This is a genomic window from Planctellipticum variicoloris (genome assembly GCF_030622045.1).
GTDB lineage: Bacteria > Planctomycetota > Planctomycetia > Planctomycetales > Planctomycetaceae > Planctellipticum > Planctellipticum variicoloris.
Genome location: NZ_CP130886.1, coordinates 6,411,280 through 6,434,948 on the forward strand (window position 1 = coordinate 6,411,280; position 23,669 = coordinate 6,434,948).

Consider the following 23,669-nt stretch of genomic DNA (forward strand, 5'->3'; position numbering starts at 1 on the left):
TTACTTTGCGCGGGATGCTCGCGGACGTTCTGATTCAGATCCGGCGGCTGCGCCTCGACCGGCGAAGCTGGGGCCAGGTCGTGCTGGTCGCAACTCTGGCGGGCTGCGGCGCCCCAGAGGAGAAGACTCTCGACGAGTCTGCCCAGGCGGTTGCGCCTGCCGACGATCCAACGCCTCCCGTGACCAATCCGCGCGATCAGGCGTTGCCGGCGGGGAGCGTCACCGCACTGCGCGTTCTGACCGCAGAACCCGGCTGGACCGTTTTCGTGAACGGCATCGAGGCCGTAGCGGCCGAAGATCAACCGCTGGTCACGCCTTGCGTGGTGCATCTGCCCGACGGCGCCTGGCGCATCACGGTCTCTCGCGCGGGGGCCGCGGATCAATCGGAGCGGGCGCTGACGCCGGAGATCCGCGAGGTGCAGTTCGATTCCGGCCTGCCTGTCCCGGAAGGGCAGGTCCCCGCCGTCGAGGCGCCGCTGAGCAGGCTGGCGCCGGGCGAATCGACGCCGCTGGCATCGCTCAATTCGCCGGCGCGCGACGCCGACCCGTTCGTCTCGGTCGACGGCCTGACGATCGCGTTCGCCAGCGACCGCCCTGCAGGCCGTGCGATCTACGTCGCGACGCGCCCGGGACCGGGACATCATTTCGACGCGCCGCGGCAGGTGGCGCTGTCCCGCGGGGCGGATCGAGCGGCGAGTCCGTCGCTGTCGGCGGATGGTCTGCTGCTGGCGTATCTGCTTCCGGAGCGGTCGCGCGTCTGGGGACTGCAGCGCAGGGATCTTGCCGGAGAGTTCGGGGACCGCAAGCCCCTCGTGTTTGACGATCAGAGCCGGGCGGTCTGGCGGAGCGCTCAGTTGTCCGGGGACGGGCTGAGAATCTACTGGACGGCGGACGGCGACGGGACGCCTGCGGGATTCACGGCGAGCCGCAAGGCGGTCGAGAAATCCTTCGGCAAACCAATGGGATACGATCTGCCGGGGGCGCATGCCTGCCTGTCACCCGACGCCCTGCGGCAATACACGTTTGACGGACGCGAGGTTCACCGGCGCCGTCGCGGTTCGCTCAGGCAGTCGTTTGGAGAACCGGAATCGATCGCCGAAGTCGAGCTGCCGGTCCCGCTGGCGGACGCCGGCGCACGCTCGTGGTGGGTCAGCGAGGACGAACAGTGGCTGTTCTGGACTGGCCAGGGAGCTGCGGAAGATCTGTTCGTTACGCGGCTGCGCAGGGGACCCGGCTGGGGTCGGACGTGGCACGGCGACCCACTGGTCCTGAAGCCCGCGGTGGCGGCGACGGAAGCGAAGCCGGTCGACGTTCCGGCCCCCGTCGATCCCCGTTCGCTGCCGCTGCCGTATACGCGGCATTGGCGCGAGCTGGAAAAGCTCATCGCAGCCCGCCAGTTTCCGGCGGCGCAAAAGCTGGTGCGAAGCTCCCTGGAGCAGCGGGAACTGGCGGGCGAGCGCGATCTGCTGCAGCGGGATCTTGCGGCGATCACTCTGATTCGCGAATTCTGGGCCGGGGTGCTGGAGAGTCTGTCCAGGCTGAAGCCTGGCGACGAAGTCCCGTACGGAACGACGAGGGTCGAATTCGTCCGCTTTGAGAATCAGAGACTGGTGCTGAAGACAAAGACCTCCGAGCTGGCCAAGCCCCTTTCGGAACTTCCGCCGGCGGAAGTGGTGGAGCTGTACCTGCTGAGCCGCCCGGAGCCAACGCCGCAGGATGCTCTGCGGATCGGCGTCTATCTCTCCTTCACGCCCCGCCGGTACGAGAAGGTCGCGTCGAGCCGGCTGGCGGCGGCGGGTGATGAAGGCAGCCAGTTCCGCGAGGAGTGGTTCGCCCGGCTGGTGCGGCAGGGGGGGGCCGAGTTCGACCGCGGAAACCTGGCGGAGGGGACGGCCTTCGTGGATGAAGTCCTGCAGCACGGATCGGGAACCGCGGCGCACGCGACGGCCGGGAAGCTGAAAGCGGGCCTGTACGACCGGCTGTCGTGGGAGCTGCGGGGGAATCGGAAGTGGGGGCGTGACAAGGAGGGCGAACTGCGGGCGGAGGCCGGACGATTCGAGAGGTCCTATGCGGTCTCGCGGGAGATGTACGGGGACTTCGAGCTGAGCTGCGAGTGGCAGGTGACCGGGGCGACGGGGCAGGGGGGGATCTACTTTCGCTATCCGGGGCAGGGGGATCCGTTCAAGACCGGGTTCAAGATCCAGCTCGCATCCGATGCGGGCAAGGGTGTGGATCAGTACTCGACGGGGTCGCTGTTCGGTCAGGAAGCGCCGCTGACGAACGCCTCACAGGCCGCGGGACAGTGGAACACGCTGAAGCTGCGGGTCGTGGGTGAGGACGTGACGGCGACGATCAATGAAGTGGTCGTGCTGAAGGCGAAGGCAATCAGCGAGACGGCGGCGTTGACGGGGCATGTGGCGCTGGATGGAGTTGCCGGGGGGATCAACTACCGCCGGGTGCTGATAGTGCCGCTGAAGTAGGGGCGGCTGGGCTGGCCGATGGTCGATCGCACAGAAGTTCTCGCGCTGAGGCGCAGAGCGGACCGGGAAGACATCCCACAGGAGCTCCAGACGGGGGCGTGGTCCAGCCAGTGAATTCAGTCCGCGCAACTTCGCGTTGACCGCCTCATTCACGCCCCGTACCGTGCGGGCATGCACGTTGCCGTTCCCCCCCAGGAGACACAACTATGGTGCCCGAAGAGATTCGACGGAAGCGGGACGCGCTGGCGGGCGCACCAGACCAAGTCAACTGGTGCGATGACGATGACCTCAATGGCGAAAACATGGAAGGCGCTGGCCCCGGCGGGTGGCTGAACGTCTTCGGCTGGTACGTTGTCGGCACAATCGGCGGCAGCGGCAATGCGATCGTCGTAGGAGTCGATGATCCGGCGGTCTATTACGCCGGTCATGATTGGTATGGGGGCGACGACGTCGTCAACTTTCAGGACTTCGGGGGGAGTGGAGCGCATCTGGTGTCCTCCACCTTCAGGAATTGGGATGGTACGGAGCGAGTTGTGGAGCGTCTGAAGGCCGAGTGGGTGGAGGTCCCCTACACGGCCGAGGGCGTGCGGCAGTCGCTCTTTCCGCTCGCGTCATCGATCGACGACTTCCGCGAGAGGGCGGAGGAGATTGGCGCGCTCATCGACAAGATCGACTGAGCGATTCCAGACTGGGCGACTGCCCGGGATGGACGGCGTGGCCCGTTGGGCCGGCGTTGCTTTCCGACGAGCGTTCCCGCGTGGCGGGGTAAGGATGCTTCAGCATTCCTCCGGGATGGCGGAGAAGATGCCCCCGGCCGCGGGACGGGGGCTAAGAGGGCTCTACTTCGTGTCGCGCCAGAGCCAGCGGAGGGAGTCGGGGAGGATCGCGCCGCCGTGCTTGCCGTTGTGGCCGCCGTCGCCGTAGTCGAACCGGTAGTCGTACTTGGCAAACTTGAGCGACGCCGCCATCTGCTGATTGGCCAAGGGCCAGTTACCGTGGAGGTTGTCGAGGTCGTTTGAGCCCTCCTGCAGGAAGATGCGGAGCGGCTTGGGGTCGGTCTTGCGGATCAGAGCGGGGTAGACGTGGCCGCCGCGGATGTTCGTGAAGCTGCCGACGTGGCTCAGGACTTTGCGGAACGAATCGGGGCGCTCCCAGGCGACGGTGAAGGCGCAGATCCCCCCCGAGCTGATGCCACCGATGGCCCGCAGATCGGGGTTGTCGGTGACGCGGAAATTGTGTCGCTCCTGCAGACCGGGGAGGACTTCTTCAATCAGAAAGCGGGCGTATTCGCCGCCGAGGCTGTCGTACTCGAAGCTGCGATTGCTGCGCGGCTTCTGGTCGGGCTGAGCGGCGGGGATCTGGCCCGGGTTGAGGAACACGCCGATTGTGACCGGCATCTCCTGTTTGTGGATCAGATTGTCGAAGACGACCGGGACGCGGAACTGGCCCTTGGGATTCTGGTAGTTGCCGCCGTCCTGGAAGACCATCAGGGCGGCGGGCTGCGAACCGTCATACTGGGCGGGGAGGTAGATCCAGTAGTCCCGTTCGGTTCCCGGATAGGTCTTCTCGCTGACCCACTGGCCCTGGACGATTTTCCCTGTGGGAACGCCGGCCTGCGGTTCGGAATCGGGACCGAGCTTGTAGTCGTCGGCCGCGCGGGCAAGGTCGATCCCCGTTCCCAGGGCGAGGGACAGGAGCGTGATTGCAAAGGTGAGCAAAGTCCGCGGCATGGCAGGCGTCTCCGAAGTTTCGCGCAGGCGAGGCAGGCAACTTCGGACAGCGTAAGCCGGGCAGGGAGCGGGAGCAACCGCGGCGGCGGCGCCGAGCTGGAGGGGACTTCTGTCGCTGAATCGTGGACTTCATTCGCTTCGGTGAATCCCGATGCATCCAGCCCCCCTTACGTGTCTGCTATCGTTGCGGAATCTGGCATTGTCGACGTCGGTCGCACGTGGTGGAATCTCGGTACAAGGAAGTTCTGCGTTTGCTCAAGGTGCTCCTATGCGACTGACCGGCTGGGTGATTCTGTGGCTCGGGTGCTGCGCGGTTCCGTTGCTGGCGGCGGACATTGTGGATGCCCCCGAGGAGAATGTCTTCGGTCTCCCGAATGCCGCCATGGAACGGGGCGGGACGCTCGTGCTGCACGGGGGCGGCGAGCATATCGACGACGTCTGCAACGAGTTCGTGCGGATTGCCGGGGGCAAGCAGGCCCGGCTGGTGCTGATTCCCTCGGCCTATCCATTCGACGACGATGAGAGCTACACGGATGCGTACGAAGGCTGGATGAACTACGACGTGACGTCGTTCGACTTCCTGCATACCGACGATCCCGATGAAGCAGACGATCCCGAGTTCTGCAAGATTCTGGAGGTCGCGACCGGCGTCTGGATCGGCGGCGGCGCTCAGGCGCGGCTGACGTATCGTTATGGGGGGCGACGAGTCGAGCAGCTTCTGCGGACGGTGCTGGAGCGAGGCGGGGCGGTCGGTGGGACGTCGGCGGGGGCGTCGGTCGTCTCGGGACTGATGATCCGGGACGGTTCCGCGACGCTGGCCGCCACCGATCGCGGCTTCGGGCTCGCTCAGCGGCTGGTCGTCGATCAGCACTTCTCGGAGCGCGGGCGGTTTCCCCGGCTGCTGGGGGTATTGGAAGGCCACCCGCGGTACTTCGGTATCGGCCTGGATGAAGACACGGGGATCGTACTCAGCGGCAATGAATTGCGGGTGATCGGCAAAGGCCGGGTCGCCGTTTGCGTGGGACCGACGACGACACGGGGCGGGGTGACGGTCCATCGTCTGGAAGACGGCGAAGAGGCCGAGCTGGTGATCAGCCGGCCGAGTGCGCGGCGAGTGACGTTCGATTTGAAGCGCGGGCAGGGGAAGTAGCGTCCGGGCGAAAATGACGAATGTCGAAGGCGGAATGTCGAATGAGCGTTCTGCGTCGCACGGGCTCGCCCAGGGCTTACGCCGCTGGGCGACATTCGTCCGCCCCGTCGAGGGCTTTGGACCTCTGCGAGTTCGAGGCCTGTGGGGCAGAGGGACGTGTCGGCGTCCCCTTTTTCCGGGAAATCCTCTTGACCACGTCAATCCGCCGCATACTATGCTACACAGAGTGTGTGTGGCCGTGTAGGGAGCGGGATCATGCGGATCGAGCGGGAACTGATGCGGGGGGCCGGGCCGCTGGCGGTCTTGAAGCTGCTGGAAGACGGTCCAAAGTATGGGTACGAGCTGGTCGATCTGCTGGCGACGCGGACTGCGGGGGTGCTGGAGATGGGGCAGTCGACGCTGTATCCCCTGCTCTACAACCTGGAGTCGCAGACGCTGGTCGAATCGTACGAGGCGGCGGCCCCGAACGGACGCAACCGGCGGTATTACCGGCTGACGGCGAAGGGCCAGCAGCGGCTGGCGCGGGATGTCGAGCAGTGGCAGAACGTCTGCAAGGCGATGACGCAACTCGGCGTCCTGACGACACAGCGGCTGAACTGGGAAGGGGGGCTCGCATGAGCGGTTCTCCTCAACGCAGAACCTGGGGGGCGTTCTGGCAACGGCTGGCGTTTACCCGTTTGCAGGACTGGTTTTCGACATTGCCGGTCCAGCGGCTCAGTCCGGAATACGCCGTGCAGGAGACGGGGCTGCCGACTGAGGTCGGGACAGCGATTCTGGAGGTCTCGGGGAGTCGCAAACTTCCTCGACGGTCGGCGATCTGGCCCTGGCGGCTGCTGACGATCGTTTCGCTGCTGCTTGGACCGATCGCCCTGGTGGTCGGCCCGTGGTGCTGGTGGCGCTGGCAGCGTTCCGAACGGCGGGCGTGGATCAGCGAACTGACGGGCGTCGCACGACTGCTCGCCGACCAGGGACTTGAGGCGTCCGCAATCGCCGAGCGGCTGAGGCAATACGGGGACCGCGCCATCGCGACGAGCCGGTTGCGAGGGGCGATCGAGCGGCGCGGCTGGCTGCCGAACTTCGGTTGGCTGAGCCGGCGGAACCCGGTGATCGATCAGGAGCAGGTACTGTTAGCGGGAGACGCGGGATTACTCGTTCTACCGGGCACGCCAGCCGATGCAATGGCGACGCTTTCCGAAACACTGGCCGAGCAATCGCTGCCAGTTGCGGCCATGGACCGGGTGGCGGATGTCGTCCGGCGGAGCGGGCTGTGGCCGCAGGAAAAAGCGCTGGTCGCCAGCGAGCTGCTCGCTCATTTTCAGGATGGAGTGAAGGCCGGTCGGCCCGTGGCAGAGCTGGTCGAGGAGTTTGGTACGCCGCGGGAGGTCGCGGGGCTGATCCGGCGGGCTCGGATCCGGCTGCGTCCGCTGGCCTGGCAGGCGTGGCGGCGGAGCCGGCAGGTTTCGGCAGTGGCGGTCTGCCTGTTCGTTGTTTACTGCGGGACGCTCTGGGCGCGGTTCCGCCTGGCGACGCCGGCGCCGATACCGGATTTCATTGGCGAAATGGACGTGGTCGGTCGGCAGCATCGGGAAGCCGGGGCCGCGTGGCCGTACTATCGCAAGGTGCTGACGGAACTGCAGCGCATCCGGCCCGGTGTCGGCGAGTCAGAACTTCGGGAGGCCGCCATGACGGGACTGGCCCATCCCGGGTGGAACGTGGCGAGCGAGTTTCTCGACAGCAATCGGCGCCTGCTGCCGCTCATGTTGCAGGGGACGGAGCAGCAATACCTCGGGTACGTCTATCGCGACCCGGAGAACGACGCGTGGCTCAAAGCGATCCACCGCGGGACCGAAGTCCATGCGGTTGACTACTTCGCTCCTGGCAAGCCGCCGATATCCATTCTAGTGCCGCAGATTCAGGATCTGTCGCTGGCCGGCGTACTCCTGCAGACCGCCTGCTGGGACGCCATCCGGGCTGAGGACGCCGCAACCGCACTCGACCTGCTCGACGCCCAGAAACGTATGGCGAACCAGGTGGCGACGGAGAATGCCTTCCTGGTGAATCAGCTCGTGGCCGCCGCCTGGAAATCCATCGCCTGCCGTCAGGCGGGAGTCGTGCTGTCGCGTCTGGGACGCCAACTGTCCGATGCCGATCTGGAACGGCTCCGGGAGGCCGTACCGAAGATTCGACGGCTGGATCGGACGCTCGACCGTCAAATCGGGCGAATCACGCTGGAGTCCTGTTATGCCGGCGGCGGTCTGGATTCGGCGCAACTGGCGCCCCGCGGCGTGGAGCTCCTGATCTCTCCGTACGTGACCAATGAGCGGATTCCGGAGCTCAAGTTACTTGCGCCGGATCCGCGCAATATCTCCTGGTGGTCCGACGTCAGGCGTGAAACCGTCACGGTCCGGGTGGCAAACAGCGTCGCGTCGCTCCGGGAAGCGCTGCTGGTGTTTGACGAACTGAACGATGCACTTGATCGCATCCCGCAGACCGATCGCAGTCTGGATGTCGCCGAATACCGAAAACTCTATGACGCCATCGCGAATGATCCCGTCCGGCGAAGCCGACTGCTGCCGGTGCTGGCGGTCGTCATGCCGCCCGCGATGCTGGTCGGCGACCCTCTTCCGCACGGCGTGCAGCGGGCGGTCACTTACCGCGCGTTGATGCTGGCGTTTCGGGCCGAGCAGATCCGTCGGCGGACGGGAGAGGTCCCGCAGTCGGCGGAGGATCTCGATCTGCCGGCAGCGGAGTCGCAGATTGCCGATCCGTTCGTACCGCAGCAGTCGTTGCGATGGAAGGCGACCGACGCCGGACCGGTGATCTACTCGATCGGCCCGGACGGCGTCGATGACGGCGGAGTGCCGGGGGCCGCGGCGCCGGGGAGCATTCCGACGAGCGGCGACTGGGTGCTCTATCCGCCGGCGGGGGCGTATGCGGACGAGCCGGCCGAAGCCAGGCCTGACTGAACCGCGTGCCCCGTGAGCTCGGCCTCCAGCCGGGCAACCAATCTCGCCGCCGCAGACGGCCCGATCACGGGAGCGTCTGCAGCGGCGGAAGCGACCTGGCCGTCTGCCTGATCAATCGCTGAGACGACTACCCCATCAGTTCCGGAATTGGTTTGCCGTGGTCGACGATGGGTGTCGGGCGGCCGTTGAAGTCGCGGATCAGCGTCGTTGCCGAATCGATCCCCAGGTGATGATAGATTGTCGCCAGGAAATCGCCGGGACCGCAGATCCGTTCGACGACGTCTTCGCCCCGCTTGTCGGTCGCGCCGATAAAGCGGCCAGTTTGAATCCCGCCGCCGGCCCAGATGTTCGAGAATGCCCGGGGCCAGTGATCGCGACCGGGCTGTTGCGTCCCGGACGGGGCGCTGGCGTCGCCGGCGCCGGTGCTGGCGGCATAGCTGATTTTGGGAGTCCGGCCGAACTCTCCGGTCACGACGACGAGTACGCGTTTGTCGAGGCCCCGTTCGTAGACGTCCTCAATGAGCGCGGTCACCGCCTGGTCGTAGGCCTCCGCCCGGAATCGCATCGCTTCGAAAACGTTGTGATTGACCGCATGGTCGTCCCAGTTCTGAACGCGTCCGCAGAGGGGTCCGCTCAGGCTGGTGGTCAGGACATCGACGCCGGCTTCCACCAGCCGCCGCGCCAGCAGCAGTTGCTGCCCCCAGGAGTTGCGTCCGTAACGGTCGCGAGTCCGATCGTCTTCCCGGCTCAGGTCGAAGGCTTCTTTGGTCGTGGGATTCGTCAGCAGAGTCATCGCCTGCGTTTCGAACTCGTCGAGCGCCGCCAGTTCGCCGGCCTGATCGAACGCACGTTCGAGCGTGTCGAGGTTCTGCCGGAGGGTCGAGCGCCGGCCGAGCCTGCGAACTTCACCCGCATCCGACAGGCCGATGTTTGGCACCGAGAAGTTCGGCGCGTTGGGATCGCCGGTAACGGTGAACGGCGAGTAGGCGTCGCCCAGATAGGCGGGGCCGTTGTACTCCAGCGGCGGCTTGATGCCGACGTAGGCCGGCAGCGGATTCTGACGCGGGCCTGCCTGCGAGCGCAGGTAGTTGGCGACCGACATCCAGTCCGGATAGCGGGGCTTGGGTTTATCGCGGGTATCGGGGTCGCCGGAGAGGAGCTGCATCGAGCCGGCGGGGTGCCCTCCCGCGGACTGATGCATCGAGCGCAACACCGTGAATTTGTCGGCGAGGTTCGCATGCCGCGGCAGCAGTTCCGTGAACTGCATTCCGGGAACCTTGGTTGGAATGAGTCCGAACGGACCGCGATACTCGCTCCCCGACGTCGGCTTCGGGTCGTACGAATCGATGTGCGACAGGCCGCCCGGCTGCCAGACCATGATCACGGCGGTCTTCTCGGATTTGCCGCCGGTCGATTCCGCGGCGTGCAAGGCGTTTTGGGCCTGCAGGCGGAGAATCCCCGGCAGGCTCAGCGTGCCGAAGCCGGCCAGACCCGTCTGCAGGAAATTGCGCCGGCTGCCGGCGCCCAGGCCCAGCGGCCCCGCGCAGGAGGTGGCGGAGAACGGGAGGAGAGAACGGCTCATTTTGACTCCGCTGGCTTGACGCGAATCGCGATCGGTTCGGACACCACAATATCGACAATATCTCTGGGCTGGGCCACGGCCGTGGCCTGCTTGACCTGCTCCGCGGCGGCGGCCAGCGCGGCGGCCGCGGCCTTCTGCCGAACGGCGATCGCCTCGACGGCCTTGGCAGCCTCGTCCTTGGTTTCAACGGCCGCTGCCGCGGCGGCTTCGGCCAGCTTCTTCGCTTCGGCGTCGAGCGCCATGACTTCCTGCTCGGCTTTCAGACGGGCGGCCTCGGCGGCGGCGACGGCGTCCGGATTGTGCCGATATTTGGCGACGGCGCTGCCGTAGAACGCGATCAGATAGTCGCCGGGAGGAGTCTTCAGCGTCTCCAGATCCAGCACCGCCTCGCCCGCGTCAGCGGTCAGTGAGACGTCGAACGCCGGGACGCGCTCGAAACCGGCTCCCGTTGTCTTGAGCTGCATTGTCGCCCCGGAGAACTCACTGCGGCGGGTCTGGACGAGCGGAATCTTCAACTTCGTCCCTGCGGTGACTTCCACGACGTTCTTGTCGGACGGCGCGATCGAGAGAGGGGCAAAGTCGAATCCGCTGACGGAGACCGGCACGTCGGCCAACAGACGCGGGCTGGGAATCTCGCCCCAGGCATCGGCGACCGGCCAGGCCATCGAGGCCAGCTTGCACGGTCGCGTCACGACCGCGTCGCCGATCTTGGAACGTCCGTAGAACGTCGCATTGGTCATGGCCCGGGGGGCATTCTGATGTGCGGTGACGAGCATCATGCCCCGCGACTGGCCGGCGGGAATCTTCAAGCCGTGGGCGGTGACGCCCTCAGGCAGGCCCTCCATCACCAGCTCGATGTCGCCGTCGAAGCCATCCCGTCGCACGGCGACGACTTCCAGCGCCATCGTCGCTCCGCCGCGAAGGGCCAGAGGTTTTGACAGGGCGTTTCGATCGCCGTTCCGGAGCTCCATGTGGAGGGCCCAGGCGACCAGGGCGAAGTCGGGAGCGGCCTTGCGGATCACGAGGCGATAGATGTTGCGGGCTTCGTTCCGCGTTCCGCCGAACAGATCCTGCAGTTGCAGGCGATGGAGCCCGTCCGCCTTGATGACCAGTTTCCCGAGGATGTCCGAGCTCCCCGCGTTGTAGGGGGGGCCGTCGTAGGCGTAGCCGTTGCTGGAGACCTTGACCGGGCTGGGGATGTCGCTGAACTCGGCGACGTCGGTCAGCGTTTCGCCGTCCGGCGTGCGGGTCACGTGCTGGACGAGGATCGCCGGGTCGGTGGGGCGGCCGAAGCGTTCCGACGCGACTTCAACCCACCACTCTTCGCCCTTCTTCGCTTCGAACTCGAAGACGTCGACGTCGGCGGCCGGGAAGAAGCTTCCCGCGATATCGCAGGGCAGGGTGATTTTCTGCGCCTTTGCGCTGCCATTGTTCGGCTCGGCTTCCGCCAGCTCGGCTTCGCCGCGGAGGCCCTCGGGGGGCCATGAGAAGGAGTTGACGGTTTTGGTCGAGGGCTGGCGGACGATCGGCGTACCTGCCGGCTGCTCCCAGACGCCGAGGCGATAGAAATAGGCGGGGCCGCCTTTGAACGTCAGCTCGTGCACCTTGATCACATACTTGCCGTCGTCGGGGACGTTGAAGTCCAGCACGCCCCCGCGGCGCTCGACCAGCAGGTCGCGGCCGGCGGCGTCGGCGATGATCACCACGCCGTCGAGCTTGGAATCGACGCCGCCGGTAGCGCAGTCAACGATGACACGTTGCCCCTTCCGCCCGTCGAACGTGTAGTGGTCGACGGCCCGCACCGTCATGACGGCGTTGCAGACGGAGTTGACCGGCAGTTCCATCGCGGTCGCCAGCGACGTGTTGGGCTTCGTCTGCACGACTTCCGGCAATGAGCCGACCGAGAAGACACGGGACGACGAAACGCCCAGCCGGGTCAGAATGCGGGCTTCGTAGACGCCGATCGGACAATCGTCGGCGATCGCGACGACGTACTTGTTCGGTACGGGCTGACCCGCCGGATCGAGCTTCCGCGTCGCGGTGATGCGGGGATCGGAGAAGACGAGCTGATCGGCGGCGTCGAGATGGTCTCCGGTGATTGTGATTTCGACCTGGGTTCCGACCTTGCCCCCCATCGGCATGGTGGTCAGCAGACGGGGTGCGGGGAGGCAGACCGACTGGGCGGGCAATGCCGAAGCGACGCACAACGTCGCCACGCAGAAAACTGTCAGACGATACATGGAATTCATCTCCGCTGCTCTTCCGGTCCATTCACGCAAGCATCGCAGCATATCCACCCTCTTGCGGCTAATGGTTGAACAGGAATTCTTTGGTATTGATCAGCGCCCAGATCAGATCCTGGAAGTTGTCGGCCGCCTCCTTCTGCGGGTCGATCGTTTTCCCGTCGGCGTCGGCGCGGGGTTCGGTCAGATAGTCGAGCGACGTCTTCAGCTCGTCGGGGCGCGGCTGGCGTGAGAAGGCCGCCAGGTACAGCTCGCGGACCTTTGCCTCGGGCGTCCGATCGTCCTTCGCGATCCGCACGGCGCGACCGTTGGGGTTGCCGAGCTTCGCCTTGATGTCGGCCGCATTGAGCAGATGCAGGCTTTGGGCGAGGCTCGACGATTGGACCCGTTCGCATTCGCAGACGCTTTCGCCCTCCGGGCGTCCGAAGACTCTGAGGAACGGCGAAGATCTGTTGTAACTGTTGTCGGGGAGCGCCACCGCCCGCGTCCCGGCCGGCAGATTGGCAAAGTCGGTCTGCGACTCGGTCAGCCGGTCGATTGCGTCGAGCAGGACTTCGGCCTGCAGCCGCCGGGGATAGTATCGCGAGTAGTTCTGCCGGTCGGAGAGGTTGTGTTCGTTGGGCGCGGCGCTCAACTGATAGGCTTGCGAGCGCGTGATGACCCGGACCAGCTCTTTCAGGTCGAAGCCGCTGGCGATGAAGTGTTTCTCGAGAGCGGCCAGCAGTTCCGGGTTGGTCGGGGGATTCGTATCGCGGATGTCGTCCTCGGGCTCGATCAGACCCCGCTGGAAGAAGTGCTTCCAGTAGCGATTCACGAGCGACTTTGCGAAGAACGGGTTTTCCGGGGTGCTCATCCAGTCGGCGAGCCGCAGGCGGGGATCTTCGTCCGCCGTCATCGGCGGGATGGCGTCCCCCAGCGCGGCGGGCTTCAGCGGCAGGCCGGTTTTGATATTGGTGGCGGCGGCGATGCCGCGCTTGTGGAAGATCAGATCCTCGCCGCGCGTCGACGACGGCTTTCGGCCAACCTGGCTGAAGAAGGCCGCCAGCGAGTAGTAGTCGTCCTGACTCCAGCGTTCGAACGGGTGGTGATGGCACTGGGCGCACTGCATCCGGACGCCCAGAAAGAGCTGGGCGACGTCTTCGATCTGATCCTTCGGCTCTTTGACTCGCTTGTACCAGGCCACCGGCGGATTGCCGATCACCGTCCCGGTTGCCGCCAGCAGTTCGCGGACGAACTGGTCGTACGGCTTGTTGGCGAGCAGGCTGTCGCGGACCCAGGCATGGAAGGCGAAGTTGGAGACGATGTCGCTGGTGTCGTCGCGACGATTCTTCAGCAGCGCGGTCCACTTGTTGGCGAAATAGTCCGCGTAGTCGGGGCTGCGCAGCAGCTCGTCGATGGCGTGGTCCCGTTTCTCGGGATCGGTGCTGGCCAGGAAGGCGGTCGCTTCCTGCTCCGTGGGAAGTCGCCCGCCGATATCGAGCGTGACTCGCCGCAGGAACGTCGCATCGTCGCAAACTGAGGATGGGGGGACGCCGAGCGCTTTCAGATTGCCAAAAACGAACTCGTCGACAAAGTTCCGGGAGGGAGGCAGATTCTCGACCGGCGCTCCGAGCGGGACCGAGGCGCTGAAGACCGCGACCTGGCCCTGGTAACGAACCATGACGGCGACGTTCCCGGAAAGATCGAGGATCTTGACGAGCCCGCGATCGGAGACCTCGGCCATGCTCCGGTCGTTGGATTCGTAGAGCGCCTGTTCGGTGACGTCGCGTTCGCTGCCGTCCGAGTATCGGGCCAGTACCTTGAGCTGCTGTTCGCCGTGACGGGCGATCGAGCCCCGCCTGGGCTGGACTTCGAACGACTGAAGTTTCGGGTCGCTCTCCTTGTCATATGCGGCGCCCTGTCGAATCCATTCGCGCAGGAGGGAGTAGCCTTCGGAAGCGGCGTCCAGACGGGCGCCGCCGCCGTGCGGCATCTGGCCGGAGGCCTTGAGCAGCAGCAGGCTGCGATCGGGAACGCCGGCGAAGAGTCGACGACCGCGCCCCTCCTTGACCAGATGTTCGAAGTCTTCCTGCGGCTCGAACCCGAGCAGCGACAGTTGGAATCCGTTCTGTCCGCCCCCGGCTTTGGCGTGGCAGACGCCCACATTGCAGCCGGCCTTCGTCAGGACCGGCATGACGTCGTTGACGAAGCTGACGGTTCGATCGGCGGCCTGTGCGGATTGCGGGGCGAGCGCGATGAGCAGCCCCCCGACGACGGCGAGGACGAGATCTCCCGGCAGGAAACGGCGTCGGCGATAGTGGTGGAGGAAGGTCATTTCAGTTCCGCGGAAGGCTGGCAGGCGGGAGGGCGGGGTGGATGATCGACTTCGATTATAGCTTGTTCCAAGCTCGGATTCGGCCGAATCCATCAGCAAAATTTAATATGTCAGAGGGATTCGCGTCAACGGTCGATTCATTTCCTCGCGGACAACCGCAAAAAACGGTCCCGTCGGGGCTGAGGGCAAAAGTTCGGCGGCGGAAGTCGCGCAGGGGCTCGGAAAATGCGGCCTGGAGCGCGTTTACAGGTCTGGCGGAATGGTCGTCGACAGAACGCCGAGTGCCGGTTTCGTCAGCCGGACTGCAAATCTCCTTGGCGGACGACATGGGGTCGGCATATACTTGCAGCGGTTGATTCGTGAATTTGAGAGCCAGCATGACCGCCAGCCATCAGACCCGACGCACTCGCCAGCCCCTCTGGGCGTGGCTGAGGCTGTGTCTGCTGCTGACCCTCTGGCAGGCGCCGGTTCCGCTGGTGCACGCCCACGAGACGGGGGGCTGGGACCACGCTGCGCTTGCGCGGCACGTTCACGAGTTCCACGGCGACGCGGCCGTCCCGGGCGAATGCGAGTGGCACTGGCATCTCGTCCTCCCGGCCTGGGGTTGTCCAGCGGTCCCGACGGAGTCCGATGACGAGCCGGCGGGGCCGGTGCAGTTCGACGTCACCGTCGTCCGACTCGATGACTCGGTCGATCGGGATGCCACCGTCGCGAGCGACGCGGACGAGATCGACTGGCGGTCTCCACGGTTCGAGCTGTCGGCGCAGCGCATGTCGGCGACGGCGGGCAGCTCGTTTCTGACGACCTATTCCATCGACGTACCCCTGCATCAGCTCCTGCGGGTCATCCGCTGCTGATCGCCGCCGTCGGACGCCTCTCTGGTACGTCCGGCGGGGAATCGATGAGTCTTCCGGCAGCGCACGCTTTGCGCCTGCCGACGCCGGCCGGGTGAGTTGCGCCAGTTCTTCATGCGCACGCCCGTCTGTAGTTCAGGCCGTGATCTGAAGGGTGCGCGCGATGAAGCGGTTATGGTCGATTCTGTTGACGGGTGTTCTGCTGGCGGCCGGCGGGTTCGCCGCATGGCGTTTCGGTCCGGATCTGCTGGCGTCGAAGGAGGCAGAGCCGGAACCGGCTCCCGAGGTCGAGACGCGTCCCAAAGATCGCGTCGCGTTAACGGAAGCCAAGGCCGATGCGGCGCATTTGAAGATCGAGGAGGTCACCCGACGGTCGCTGGTTCCTCAGCGCTGGGTTCCGGGACGGATCGACTACAACGCCCGACGGCATACTCATATCAAGGCGCCATCGGACGGTGTGATCCGCGAGATCCTGGTTCGCACGGGTGATACGGTGGAAGCCGGTCAGGCAATGTGCGTCATCGACAGCCCGGATATCGGCGAGCGGCGCGCCGATGTGCAGCAGAAAGAAGACGACCTGAAACTGGCCCGGCGCGAGTCGGACTGGTGGCACGAGGTCCAGTCCAATCTCGGCGATCTGATTGGGGCGCTGCGTGAAGCGACGGATCTGCGGAAGGTCCAGGCGACGTTCCAGGACCGGACGCTGGGGGACTATCGCAACCAGCTCATCGGGGCCTACTCCCGCTTCCTCCTGGCCGACCGGCTGTCGGCCCGGCTGAAGCCGCTGGCGGACGAAGGGCTGGCGACCGTGCGGTCTCTGAACGAGCAGGTTTCCGCGCGCGAGATTGGCGAAGCGGAGTTTTCGTCCCTGTGCGAACAAGCGAAGTTCGAAGTTCAGCAGAAGCGCGGACGGGCCGATTCCGCCTTCGCCGACGCCGAGCGTCGGCTGGCCATCGCCCGGCAGCGACTCTCCTGGCTGACGGGGGGGGGCGAGCCGCCTGGCGGCATGAAGGATGAGTCGCTCAGCACGTGGCCTCTGGCGGCGCCGATGTCGGGAACGGTCGAAGAAGTGCCGATCGCCCCGCTGGAACGCGTCAAGCAGGGGGACGATTTGATGCTGGTCGCCGATACGACGCACTTGTACGTGCAGGCGGACATCCGGGAGAAGGACTGGGGGGCGATTCACGTGGCACAGGGGCAGATGATCGAGGTCCAGAGCCCGGCGCTCGCGGGGCGTCGACTTGAGGCCAAAGTCTCTTACATGGGGCGTTCGGTCGTCGTCGAGTCGCGGGCCGTGCCGCTGATTGCCGAGATCGACAACCCCGACGGGCTGTTGCGACCGGGAATGTTTGTGCGGGTGGCGCTGCCGGAGGCGAAACCGCGGGAGGTGGTGGCGATTCCGGAAGGGGCGGTCGTCAGCCATGAGGGGCGGGTGATGGTGTTTGTCGCCGCGGGCGAACGGGAGTTCGAGGCCCGCGAGATCAAGACGGGAATTCAGGAAGGGGGAACGGTCGAAGTCGTCGCGGGACTGCAGCCGGGCGAGAAGGTGGTGACGGAGGGGGCGTTCGTCCTCAAGTCGGAACTGCTGCTCGAACCTGAGGAATAGCCTTCCGCCGCGCAACACTCGTTTCCGATCAATTACTCCTGCACGAGCCGAGTGACTCACATGCTCTCCAAGCTGATCGATTTTTCCCTCGACAACCGGCTGCTGATCATTGCGATGATCGCGCTGATGGGTTTGCTGGGGGTTGTGGCGGCGCTGAATCTGCCGATTGACGCTGTGCCCGACATGACCAACGTGCAGGTGCAGGTGGTCACGGACGCCGGGGCGCTGACGCCGCTCGAAGTCGAGCAGTACGTCACGTTTCCAGTCGAGCTGACGATGGCCGGGCTGCCGGGGGTCGAGGAGATCCGGAGCGTTTCGAAATTCGGCATCTCGTCGGTGACGGTCGTGTTTCAGGAAGGGACGGACATTTTTCGCGCCCGGCAGGTTGTGAACGAGCGGCTGACCGACGCCGCCGAGCGAATTCCGCCGGGCTACGGCACCCCGCGGCTGGGCCCTCTGACGACGGCGCTGGGGGAGATTCTGCAGTTCGAAGTTCGCAGCGACACGCGCACGCCGATGGAACTGCGGACGCTGCTCGAATGGGAGATCTCGCCCCGGCTGCGCGAAGTTCCCGGCGTGACCGAAGTGAATTCGCAGGGGGGCTACTACAAATCCTTCGAAGTCCGTCCCGATCCCGATCGGATGGCGAGCTTCGGCGTCTCGCTGAGCGACGTGTTCAACTCGCTGCAGCAGAACAACAGCACGGCAGGGGGAGGTTACGTCGTCCACCACGGCGAGCAGCGCTTCATCCGGGGACAGGCGTTGCTCAAGGGGGTCGACGACATCCAGCAGGTCGTGCTGCGGACGTCGCCGCAGGGCGCGCCGATCCTGATCCAGGACGTCGCCGATGTGGTCATCGCCCCCTTGACGCGGCAGGGCGCCGTGACGCGCGACGGTCGCGGCGAGGCGGTGATGGGCATGACGATGATGCTGATCGGCTCCAACTCGCGCGAAGTCGTGCATGCCGTCAAGGATCGCCTGGTCGAGATCCAGAAGACTTTGCCGCCCGACGTCACGCTGGAGGAAACGTACGACCGCGCGGAGCTGATCGGCCGGACGCTGCATACCGTCGAGAAGAATCTCTTCGAAGGGGGCGTGCTGGTGATCATCGTGCTGCTGGTGATGCTCGGCAGCCTGCGGGCGGGGTTGATCGTGGCCCTCGCCATCCCCCTGTCGATGCTGTTCGCGGCGAACATGATGTGGGCCACCGGAATCACCGCCAGCCTGATGAGCCTCGGCGCCATCGACTTCGGTCTGATCGTCGACAGCTCCGTGATCATGGTCGAGAACTGCATCCGGCGGATCTCCGAGAACCACGCGAACCGTCCGTTCAAAGACGTGATCCGCGATGCCTGCCTGGAAGTCCGCAAGCCGACGATGTTCGGCGAATTGATCATCAGCGTGGTTTACGTGCCGATTCTGGCCCTGCAGGGGACCGAAGGAAAACTGTTCAAGCCGATGGCCCTGACCGTGCTCTTCGCCCTGGCGGGATCGCTGGTGCTGTCCCTGACCTTCATGCCCGCCGTGGCCTCCCTGGCGCTCTCCCGCAAGACCGAGGAAAAGGAGATCTGGATCATTCGCATGATCCACAAGATCTATCACCCGCTGGTCCATACGACGATCGCCCATCCCGTGTGGACCGTCGTCGTGGCGCTGGTCGTGTCGCTCGGGTGCATCCCGGTCGCGGCCCGGCTCGGCGGGGAATTCATGCCCCGGCTCGACGAAGGAGACATCCTGATCGAGGTCAACCGACTCCCGAGCGCGACGCTGGAAGACTCGGTCGAGATGTCGACCCGGATCGAAAAGCTCCTGCTGCCGCTGCCGGAGGTCCGGACCGTGTTCTGTAAGACCGGCCGTCCCGAAATCGCCAACGACATCATGGGCGTCCACCAGACCGACGTCTGGTGCCTGCTCCATCCGGAACACGACTGGCCCGTCCATAAGTCGCGCAACGAGCTCATCGAAGAAATGTCCGCGCTCCTCAACGACAACGTTCCGGGAGTCGTCTTCGGCTTCTCGCAGCCGATCGAGATGCGCGTCGACGAACTGGTCGCCGGGGTCAAGGCCGACGTCGCGGTCCTGCTGTACGGCGACGATCTGCCGACGCTCAATCGCCTCGGTCAGCAGATTCAGGGACTGATGCGGAAGATTCCGGGCGCCGTAGACGTGAAAGCCGAACACCAGGCGGACCTGCCATCGTTGCGCGTCCAGGTCCGGCAGGACGCGCTGGCGCGGTACGGCGTCGACGCCAGCCAGGTGATGCAGACGGTGTCGGCGCTTGGGGGCGAAAAGGCCGGGCAGGTCTTCGACGGCCGGGCCAGGTTCCCGATCATGGTCCGCATTCCGCAGGCCTGGCGGGAATCGATCGAACTTCTCTCGCAGGTGCCGGTGTTCACGGCGGCAGGCCAGCCTGTCCCGCTGGGCGAGCTGGCGGACCTGACGATGGAGGAATCCCCCCCCGCCATCGAGCACGAATCGAACCGACGCCGGACCTACATTCAGGCGAACGTCCGCGGACGCGACGTCGCCAGTTTCGTCCAGGAAGCCCAGCGCGTCCTCGGGCGCGAAGTCCGCCTGCCGACCGGCTACGAGATCCGCTGGGGAGGGGACTTCGAGAACCTGCAGTCGGCCAGTCTGCGACTGGCGATTGTGACCCCGTTCGTCCTCCTTGTGATCTATCTGCTGCTGCACACGACGTTTCACTCGTTCCGCCTGGCGTCGCTGATCTTCCTCGCCGTCCCGATGGCGGCGTCGGGGGGGATTTATTCGCTGGCGTTGCGAGACATGCCCTTCAGCATTTCCGCGGGCGTGGGGTTCATCGCTCTGTTCGGTGTGGCGGTCCTCAACGGCCTGGTGTGGGTCAGCGCTGCGGAGCATAACCGCCATGCCGGCATACCACCGCGCCAAGCCTCCGAAACGACCGCCTTGACCCGGTTGCGACCGGTTCTGATGACCGCGATGGTCGCCAGCCTGGGCTTCCTGCCGATGGCGATGTCGACGACGGCGGGGGCGGAGATTCAGCGTCCGCTGGCGACGGTCGTCATCGGCGGCCTGATCACATCGACGCTGCTGACGGGTCTCGTGATCCCAGCGATCTACCCCTGGTTCGTCCGCGGTCTGCCTGTCGATCCGGAACAGGCCGCGAAACTCGGGGGGCATTGATCGGCCGAAATTTCGGTCTCCTCAGAACTGGCAAGAGCTGCTAAATTCTGCGGCCCCATCGGGTTGCCCGTTCTTTCGGCACATCATAAGTCCCGTTGCGACAATGAATTGCCGCTTCGCCACCTCCGGCGTCTGCGATCCGGCCGGCTCCTGCCGCCGTCGTGGGATCGCAGTCTGCCGTCGGCTCGCTGCGTGCGGCGTCGTGTGCGTGCTGATTCTGGCCGGCTGCCAGACGCTCCGGGAGCGGGCGGCCCGTCGCTCCGCGGAATGCAGCGATCTCTGTTCGCAGGCGGCCGCCGCCCACGAAACGGGTCGCAGCGACGAGGCTCGCCAGTTGCTCGATCAGGCCCGACGGCAGCGACCGGAAGACATCGAAGTCCGGACTCGGCTGGCGGAGATGATGTGGCAGGTCGGTCGTCGCGCCGAAGCGCTGGAGGAGTTCTCGGCGCTGGCGCACGAGTCCCGGTCGGATGTGAAACTGCTGTCGCGCTACGCCACCGCGCTCTGTGAAACCGGGCAGATCCAGGAGGCCGACGTCTGGGCGCAGTCGGCCCTCAGCGTCGATCCCGTGAATGCAGAAGCGCTCCTGGTGCGCGCCCGTTGCGCCGCACAGCGGGCGGACTACTCCGCCGCGCTGGCGGCGTATCACGAGCTGCTGCAGGTCTCTCCCGACCACGCCGAAGCCCAACTGGGCATGGCGCAGGTGCAGATCGCGCGCGGACAGCCGGAGCTCGCAGCGCCGGTCCTGCGGACCCTCTTGCAGCATCCGTGGGCGTCCACGATCGTCCAGCATGAAGCCGAATGGTCGCTCGGCCGGGCATATGCCGCCACCGGAAGATGGGAGGATGCCGCTCGCCTGATGGAACAGGCGATCGCCCAACGCGCCTCCACAGCCGACGACTGGTGTCAACTCGCCACGGCCCAGGCCCGCTGCGGGCAGATCGCCGAGTCGGGGTCCAGCGTCCAGCACGCCCTGCAGCTCGACGACCGCCACGAGGGCGCCAGGCTGCTTTCCGAAGAGCTGGCGAGAAGCAGCGCTCCGGACGGCGTGGAACGTGCTGGGTTCCAGGGCGAACTGACGCCCGCCCGACGAACGTCGTATCAAGGGAGCGAAACGGAGTCCCTCCGTTGAACGCTCGCGCACGTCGAAGTCGCGGTTCTCCGACCGTTCACGCGACCGGCTGCAGGACTCCGCGCGGGAACAGATCGTCACGGCAGAGCGTCTCAAGTCCGCGGTCGACGACCGTCGTGACGAATACGGCCCCGGCGAGGCGGGCGGCCCGCTCCAGCCCCTCTCGCAACTGCTGCAGGCGCGACTGGTAACGGGCGAGCGTCCGCGGAGTGATCACCAGATCGAGGTGCTCGTCGGTCTCGGGATCCACGAGCCGACGCCCTCCTGGACTGGTGGGTTCCAGCTCCCAGGCGGTGACGGTCTGAATCAGCCACAGCAGGCCCGCTCCGTCCGCAAGCCGCTGTACGAGCGGCCCGGGTTCGTGGGGAAACAGGAAATCGCTCAGAACAATCCGCAGCCCGTGCGCCTGCCAGGGGACGGCGCGCGCCGCCACGACCTCCTTCAAACTGCGGCGACCGACGCACGACCAGTTCTGCAGTTGCTGGAGTCCGGAGCCCGACAGCGCAGATGGGGGCTGACGATCGTCGGCCGCATAGACGCGCGCCGGGCCTCCAAGGCGTTCGGCGAGCATGGCGAGTGCGACCGCCAGTTGCCGGGACACCCGCCATTTCTCGCCGCTGCCCGCGGCCATCGATCCGCTGGCATCCAGCAGGATGTCGGTCCGGGGGCTCAGCTCTTCCCGATGCAGGCGAATCATCAGTTGATCGGTGCGGGCGTAGGCCGACCAGTCCAGGTTGCGGACGTCGTCGCCGGGCAGATACTGGCGGTACTCGTGGAACTCCAGGGAACTGCCGGCGGATCGACCGGCGATTTCGCCGTTGCGACCGCGCAGAGCGGCGTGCGGCAGCGCCAGTTGCCAGGCGGCGACCGCCCGTTGAACGTCCGGGTCGTCTCTCACGAAGCCCCCCCGGTGACGGGCGGAGTGATCGTCGGCGACCAGATTTCCAGGATGCCGGCCACCATTCGCGGCAGGAGCCACGCGAGCACGAGGCCGGCGGCGATCAGCAGAATGAACATCGACATCATGACGTCGCCGCTGACGCCCCCTCGATCGATCTCGGACAGCGTTTCCAGCGGATTGCTGACAAAGAGCACCTCGTAGCCGCCGGGAAGACTGTCCTGCAGCAACTGCGGGAAGTAAGGTCCGATGACTCCCGCGGCGAAAATCAGCAGGGTGATCACGCGGACGTGGGCCGGCTGCAGCAACGGTCGGAAGAGCTGGCCGATGGCTGCGCCCAGGCCCAGGTAGAAAATGACATAGCCGGCGCAGCCGGCGGCGAGGAGGAGCGTCCGGCGGACGTCGCCCGGTTCGATCATGTGAAGGCCGTAACCCAGCACGACGATGGCGACCGGCAGCAGGGCCAGTTGAAAGACGAGCAGCAGCAGCCCGCGGCTGCCGCCCGGCAGCCACGGAACGAGACAGAGGCGCAGGAGCGAATTCCGGGGGAGCCGGCGTTTGAGCCGGCGCGACAGCTCGTCGGGCTCGACGCAGAAGAACATCCCCAGCGCGGTCCAGTGGAGCGCCGCCGCCACGCAGTAAATCGTCAGCACCTCCCCGGTCAGATGCATCGATCGCGAGAAGTGCCGGGCGGCGATCGGGATGGCAATCAGCCAGAACAGGTATTGCAGCGCGGCGATCACCCGGATCCCCGTGCTGCGGTTGTCGCTCTCGAACGTGAGCTGCGAAACGGCGACTTCCTGAAAAAGAATGACGTACGACACCCCCACCAGGAGCAGCGTTCCGAGCACGCGCCAGAAGTCGCCGTTGAACTCGACCTGAGCGACGACGTTCTCGCCGACGACGGCGGCCTGATAGGAAAAGAACGTGCTGACGAGTCCGCCGATGAAGAACATCGAAATCACCCCCTGCAGGTGCCGCTGCCGGCTGACCGTCGCCAGCATCAGACCCAGCATGGATGTTCCCAGCGAGATGCAGAGCGTCAGGCTCATCAACAGCAGTGCGCGAGGCAGATCGAAGCCGTCCATCAACGACGTAAACGCGATGAACGGCGCGACGGCCGAGAAAAACATCAGAACCTGCAGCAGCGCCCCGAACAGCTTGCCCCAGACGATCTGGCGCGGACGCAACAGCGTGATGCTCAGCAAGTCGTAGGTGTTGAAGTCCCGTTCCGCGAGCAGCGATCGATAGGCCGAGATCGGTACGAGGACGTGGGCCGCGACGCACAGGACGAAGTAGTAGCCCATGAAAAACCGATGGCCGGCCGGCGTGTACTCGACCAGCGGACCGGCCCAGGCCAGGCCGCCGACGGTGACGACCCAGGCGCTCGTCAACAGGAGCAGGAACGTGATGATGAACTGCCGGCTCTTGAGCGACTGCCGGACCTCCTTGACGAGGATCGGATTGAACAGGTCGCTGGCGCGGTCCTGCCAGCGGGAAAGCCGGTCATCGGTTCCATTCCACAACTCGACAGTGCTCATCGAAACACGAT

The 23,669-nt window shown here is 65.7% G+C and carries 15 protein-coding genes; 9 read left to right on the forward strand and 6 right to left on the reverse strand.

What is annotated here, in order from left to right; translation table 11 throughout:
• Window positions 1-14: 14 nt before the first annotated feature.
• Both SH412_RS25060 and SH412_RS25065 read left to right on the forward strand, forming a co-directional pair.
• The gene (locus SH412_RS25060) at window positions 15-2,480 is read left to right on the forward strand and encodes a family 16 glycoside hydrolase (protein ID WP_336524180.1); all 2,466 of its coding nucleotides are present in this window, start codon (window positions 15-17) and stop codon (window positions 2,478-2,480) included.
• Between the two features lie 206 nt (window positions 2,481-2,686).
• Window positions 2,687-3,157: a hypothetical protein gene (locus SH412_RS25065; RefSeq protein WP_336520771.1), complete on the forward strand. Its 471-nt coding sequence runs from the start codon at window positions 2,687-2,689 to the stop codon at window positions 3,155-3,157.
• Window positions 3,158-3,319: 162 nt separating this feature from the next.
• On the opposite strand, the gene SH412_RS25070 is transcribed toward SH412_RS25065, so the two are convergent.
• Complete coding sequence (locus SH412_RS25070; RefSeq protein ID WP_336520772.1) at window positions 3,320-4,210, reverse strand: alpha/beta hydrolase; 891 nt, start codon at window positions 4,208-4,210, stop codon at window positions 3,320-3,322.
• 268 nt (window positions 4,211-4,478) lie between these two features.
• Between SH412_RS25070 and SH412_RS25075 the strand changes: the two genes are divergently transcribed.
• The 3 genes from SH412_RS25075 (at window position 4,479) to SH412_RS25085 (ending at window position 8,326) form a co-directional block, all read left to right on the forward strand.
• Window positions 4,479-5,360 carry a cyanophycinase gene (locus tag SH412_RS25075; RefSeq protein WP_336520773.1) on the forward strand — a complete coding sequence of 294 codons (882 nt, stop codon included), beginning with the start codon at window positions 4,479-4,481 and terminating at the stop codon, window positions 5,358-5,360.
• Window positions 5,361-5,615: 255 nt separating this feature from the next.
• On the forward strand, window positions 5,616-5,978 hold the full coding sequence (locus SH412_RS25080) for a PadR family transcriptional regulator (RefSeq protein ID WP_336520774.1): 363 nt from the start codon (window positions 5,616-5,618) through the stop codon (window positions 5,976-5,978).
• Entirely contained in the window at window positions 5,975-8,326 is a 2,352-nt protein-coding gene (locus SH412_RS25085; RefSeq protein WP_336520775.1) for a hypothetical protein, read from the forward strand. The genes SH412_RS25080 and SH412_RS25085 overlap by 4 nt, the downstream gene beginning before the upstream one ends.
• Before the next feature lie 127 nt (window positions 8,327-8,453).
• Here the strand turns inward: SH412_RS25085 and SH412_RS25090 are convergent, their stop codons facing one another.
• The 3 genes from SH412_RS25090 to SH412_RS25100 form a co-directional block, all read right to left on the reverse strand.
• Window positions 8,454-9,908, reverse strand: coding sequence for a DUF1501 domain-containing protein (locus SH412_RS25090; protein ID WP_336520776.1), 1,455 nt, complete (start codon window positions 9,906-9,908; stop codon window positions 8,454-8,456).
• Complete coding sequence (locus tag SH412_RS25095) at window positions 9,905-12,148, reverse strand: PPC domain-containing protein (protein WP_336520777.1); 2,244 nt, start codon at window positions 12,146-12,148, stop codon at window positions 9,905-9,907. The genes SH412_RS25090 and SH412_RS25095 overlap by 4 nt, the downstream gene beginning before the upstream one ends.
• Window positions 12,149-12,215: 67 nt before the next feature.
• On the reverse strand, window positions 12,216-14,465 hold the full coding sequence (locus SH412_RS25100) for a DUF1549 domain-containing protein (protein WP_336520778.1): 2,250 nt from the start codon (window positions 14,463-14,465) through the stop codon (window positions 12,216-12,218).
• A gap of 377 nt (window positions 14,466-14,842) precedes the next feature.
• On the opposite strand from SH412_RS25100, the gene SH412_RS25105 reads away from it, so the two are divergent.
• The 4 genes from SH412_RS25105 to SH412_RS25120 all read left to right on the forward strand — a co-directional run bounded on the left by SH412_RS25105 (window position 14,843) and on the right by SH412_RS25120 (window position 21,219).
• The gene (locus SH412_RS25105; RefSeq protein ID WP_336520779.1) at window positions 14,843-15,322 is read left to right on the forward strand and encodes a hypothetical protein; all 480 of its coding nucleotides are present in this window, start codon (window positions 14,843-14,845) and stop codon (window positions 15,320-15,322) included.
• Window positions 15,323-15,482: 160 nt separating this feature from the next.
• A complete protein-coding gene (locus tag SH412_RS25110) occupies window positions 15,483-16,925 on the forward strand; it encodes an efflux RND transporter periplasmic adaptor subunit (RefSeq protein WP_336520780.1) in 1,443 nt (480 codons plus the stop codon).
• 60 nt (window positions 16,926-16,985) lie between these two features.
• A complete protein-coding gene (locus SH412_RS25115; protein WP_336520781.1) occupies window positions 16,986-20,087 on the forward strand; it encodes an efflux RND transporter permease subunit in 3,102 nt (1,033 codons plus the stop codon).
• 208 nt (window positions 20,088-20,295) lie between these two features.
• Entirely contained in the window at window positions 20,296-21,219 is a 924-nt protein-coding gene (locus tag SH412_RS25120) for a tetratricopeptide repeat protein (RefSeq protein ID WP_336520782.1), read from the forward strand.
• Window positions 21,220-21,256: 37 nt separating this feature from the next.
• Here the strand turns inward: SH412_RS25120 and SH412_RS25125 are convergent, their stop codons facing one another.
• Both SH412_RS25125 and SH412_RS25130 read right to left on the reverse strand, forming a co-directional pair.
• A complete protein-coding gene (locus SH412_RS25125) occupies window positions 21,257-22,117 on the reverse strand; it encodes a DUF58 domain-containing protein (protein ID WP_336520783.1) in 861 nt (286 codons plus the stop codon).
• Entirely contained in the window at window positions 22,114-23,658 is a 1,545-nt protein-coding gene (locus SH412_RS25130) for an ABC transporter permease (RefSeq protein WP_336520784.1), read from the reverse strand. The genes SH412_RS25125 and SH412_RS25130 overlap by 4 nt, the downstream gene beginning before the upstream one ends.
• Between the last annotated feature and the right edge of the window lie 11 nt (window positions 23,659-23,669).

Bases quoted from the DNA above. Each gene is read 5' to 3' on its own strand.
- SH412_RS25115 (WP_336520781.1), top strand. From the start codon at position 16,986: ATGCTCTCCAAGCTGATCGATTTTTCCCTCGACAACCGGCTGCTGATC.
- SH412_RS25105 (WP_336520779.1), top strand. From the start codon at position 14,843: ATGACCGCCAGCCATCAGACCCGACGCACTCGCCAGCCCCTCTGGGCG.
- SH412_RS25070 (WP_336520772.1), bottom strand. From the start codon at position 4,210: ATGCCGCGGACTTTGCTCACCTTTGCAATCACGCTCCTGTCCCTCGCC.
- SH412_RS25100 (WP_336520778.1), bottom strand. From the start codon at position 14,465: ATGACCTTCCTCCACCACTATCGCCGACGCCGTTTCCTGCCGGGAGAT.
- SH412_RS25080 (WP_336520774.1), top strand. From the start codon at position 5,616: ATGCGGATCGAGCGGGAACTGATGCGGGGGGCCGGGCCGCTGGCGGTC.
- SH412_RS25065 (WP_336520771.1), top strand. From the start codon at position 2,687: ATGGTGCCCGAAGAGATTCGACGGAAGCGGGACGCGCTGGCGGGCGCA.
- SH412_RS25095 (WP_336520777.1), bottom strand. From the start codon at position 12,148: ATGTATCGTCTGACAGTTTTCTGCGTGGCGACGTTGTGCGTCGCTTCG.
- SH412_RS25075 (WP_336520773.1), top strand. From the start codon at position 4,479: ATGCGACTGACCGGCTGGGTGATTCTGTGGCTCGGGTGCTGCGCGGTT.
- SH412_RS25085 (WP_336520775.1), top strand. From the start codon at position 5,975: ATGAGCGGTTCTCCTCAACGCAGAACCTGGGGGGCGTTCTGGCAACGG.
- SH412_RS25060 (WP_336524180.1), top strand. From the start codon at position 15: ATGCTCGCGGACGTTCTGATTCAGATCCGGCGGCTGCGCCTCGACCGG.
- SH412_RS25130 (WP_336520784.1), bottom strand. From the start codon at position 23,658: ATGAGCACTGTCGAGTTGTGGAATGGAACCGATGACCGGCTTTCCCGC.
- SH412_RS25110 (WP_336520780.1), top strand. From the start codon at position 15,483: ATGAAGCGGTTATGGTCGATTCTGTTGACGGGTGTTCTGCTGGCGGCC.
- SH412_RS25090 (WP_336520776.1), bottom strand. From the start codon at position 9,908: ATGAGCCGTTCTCTCCTCCCGTTCTCCGCCACCTCCTGCGCGGGGCCG.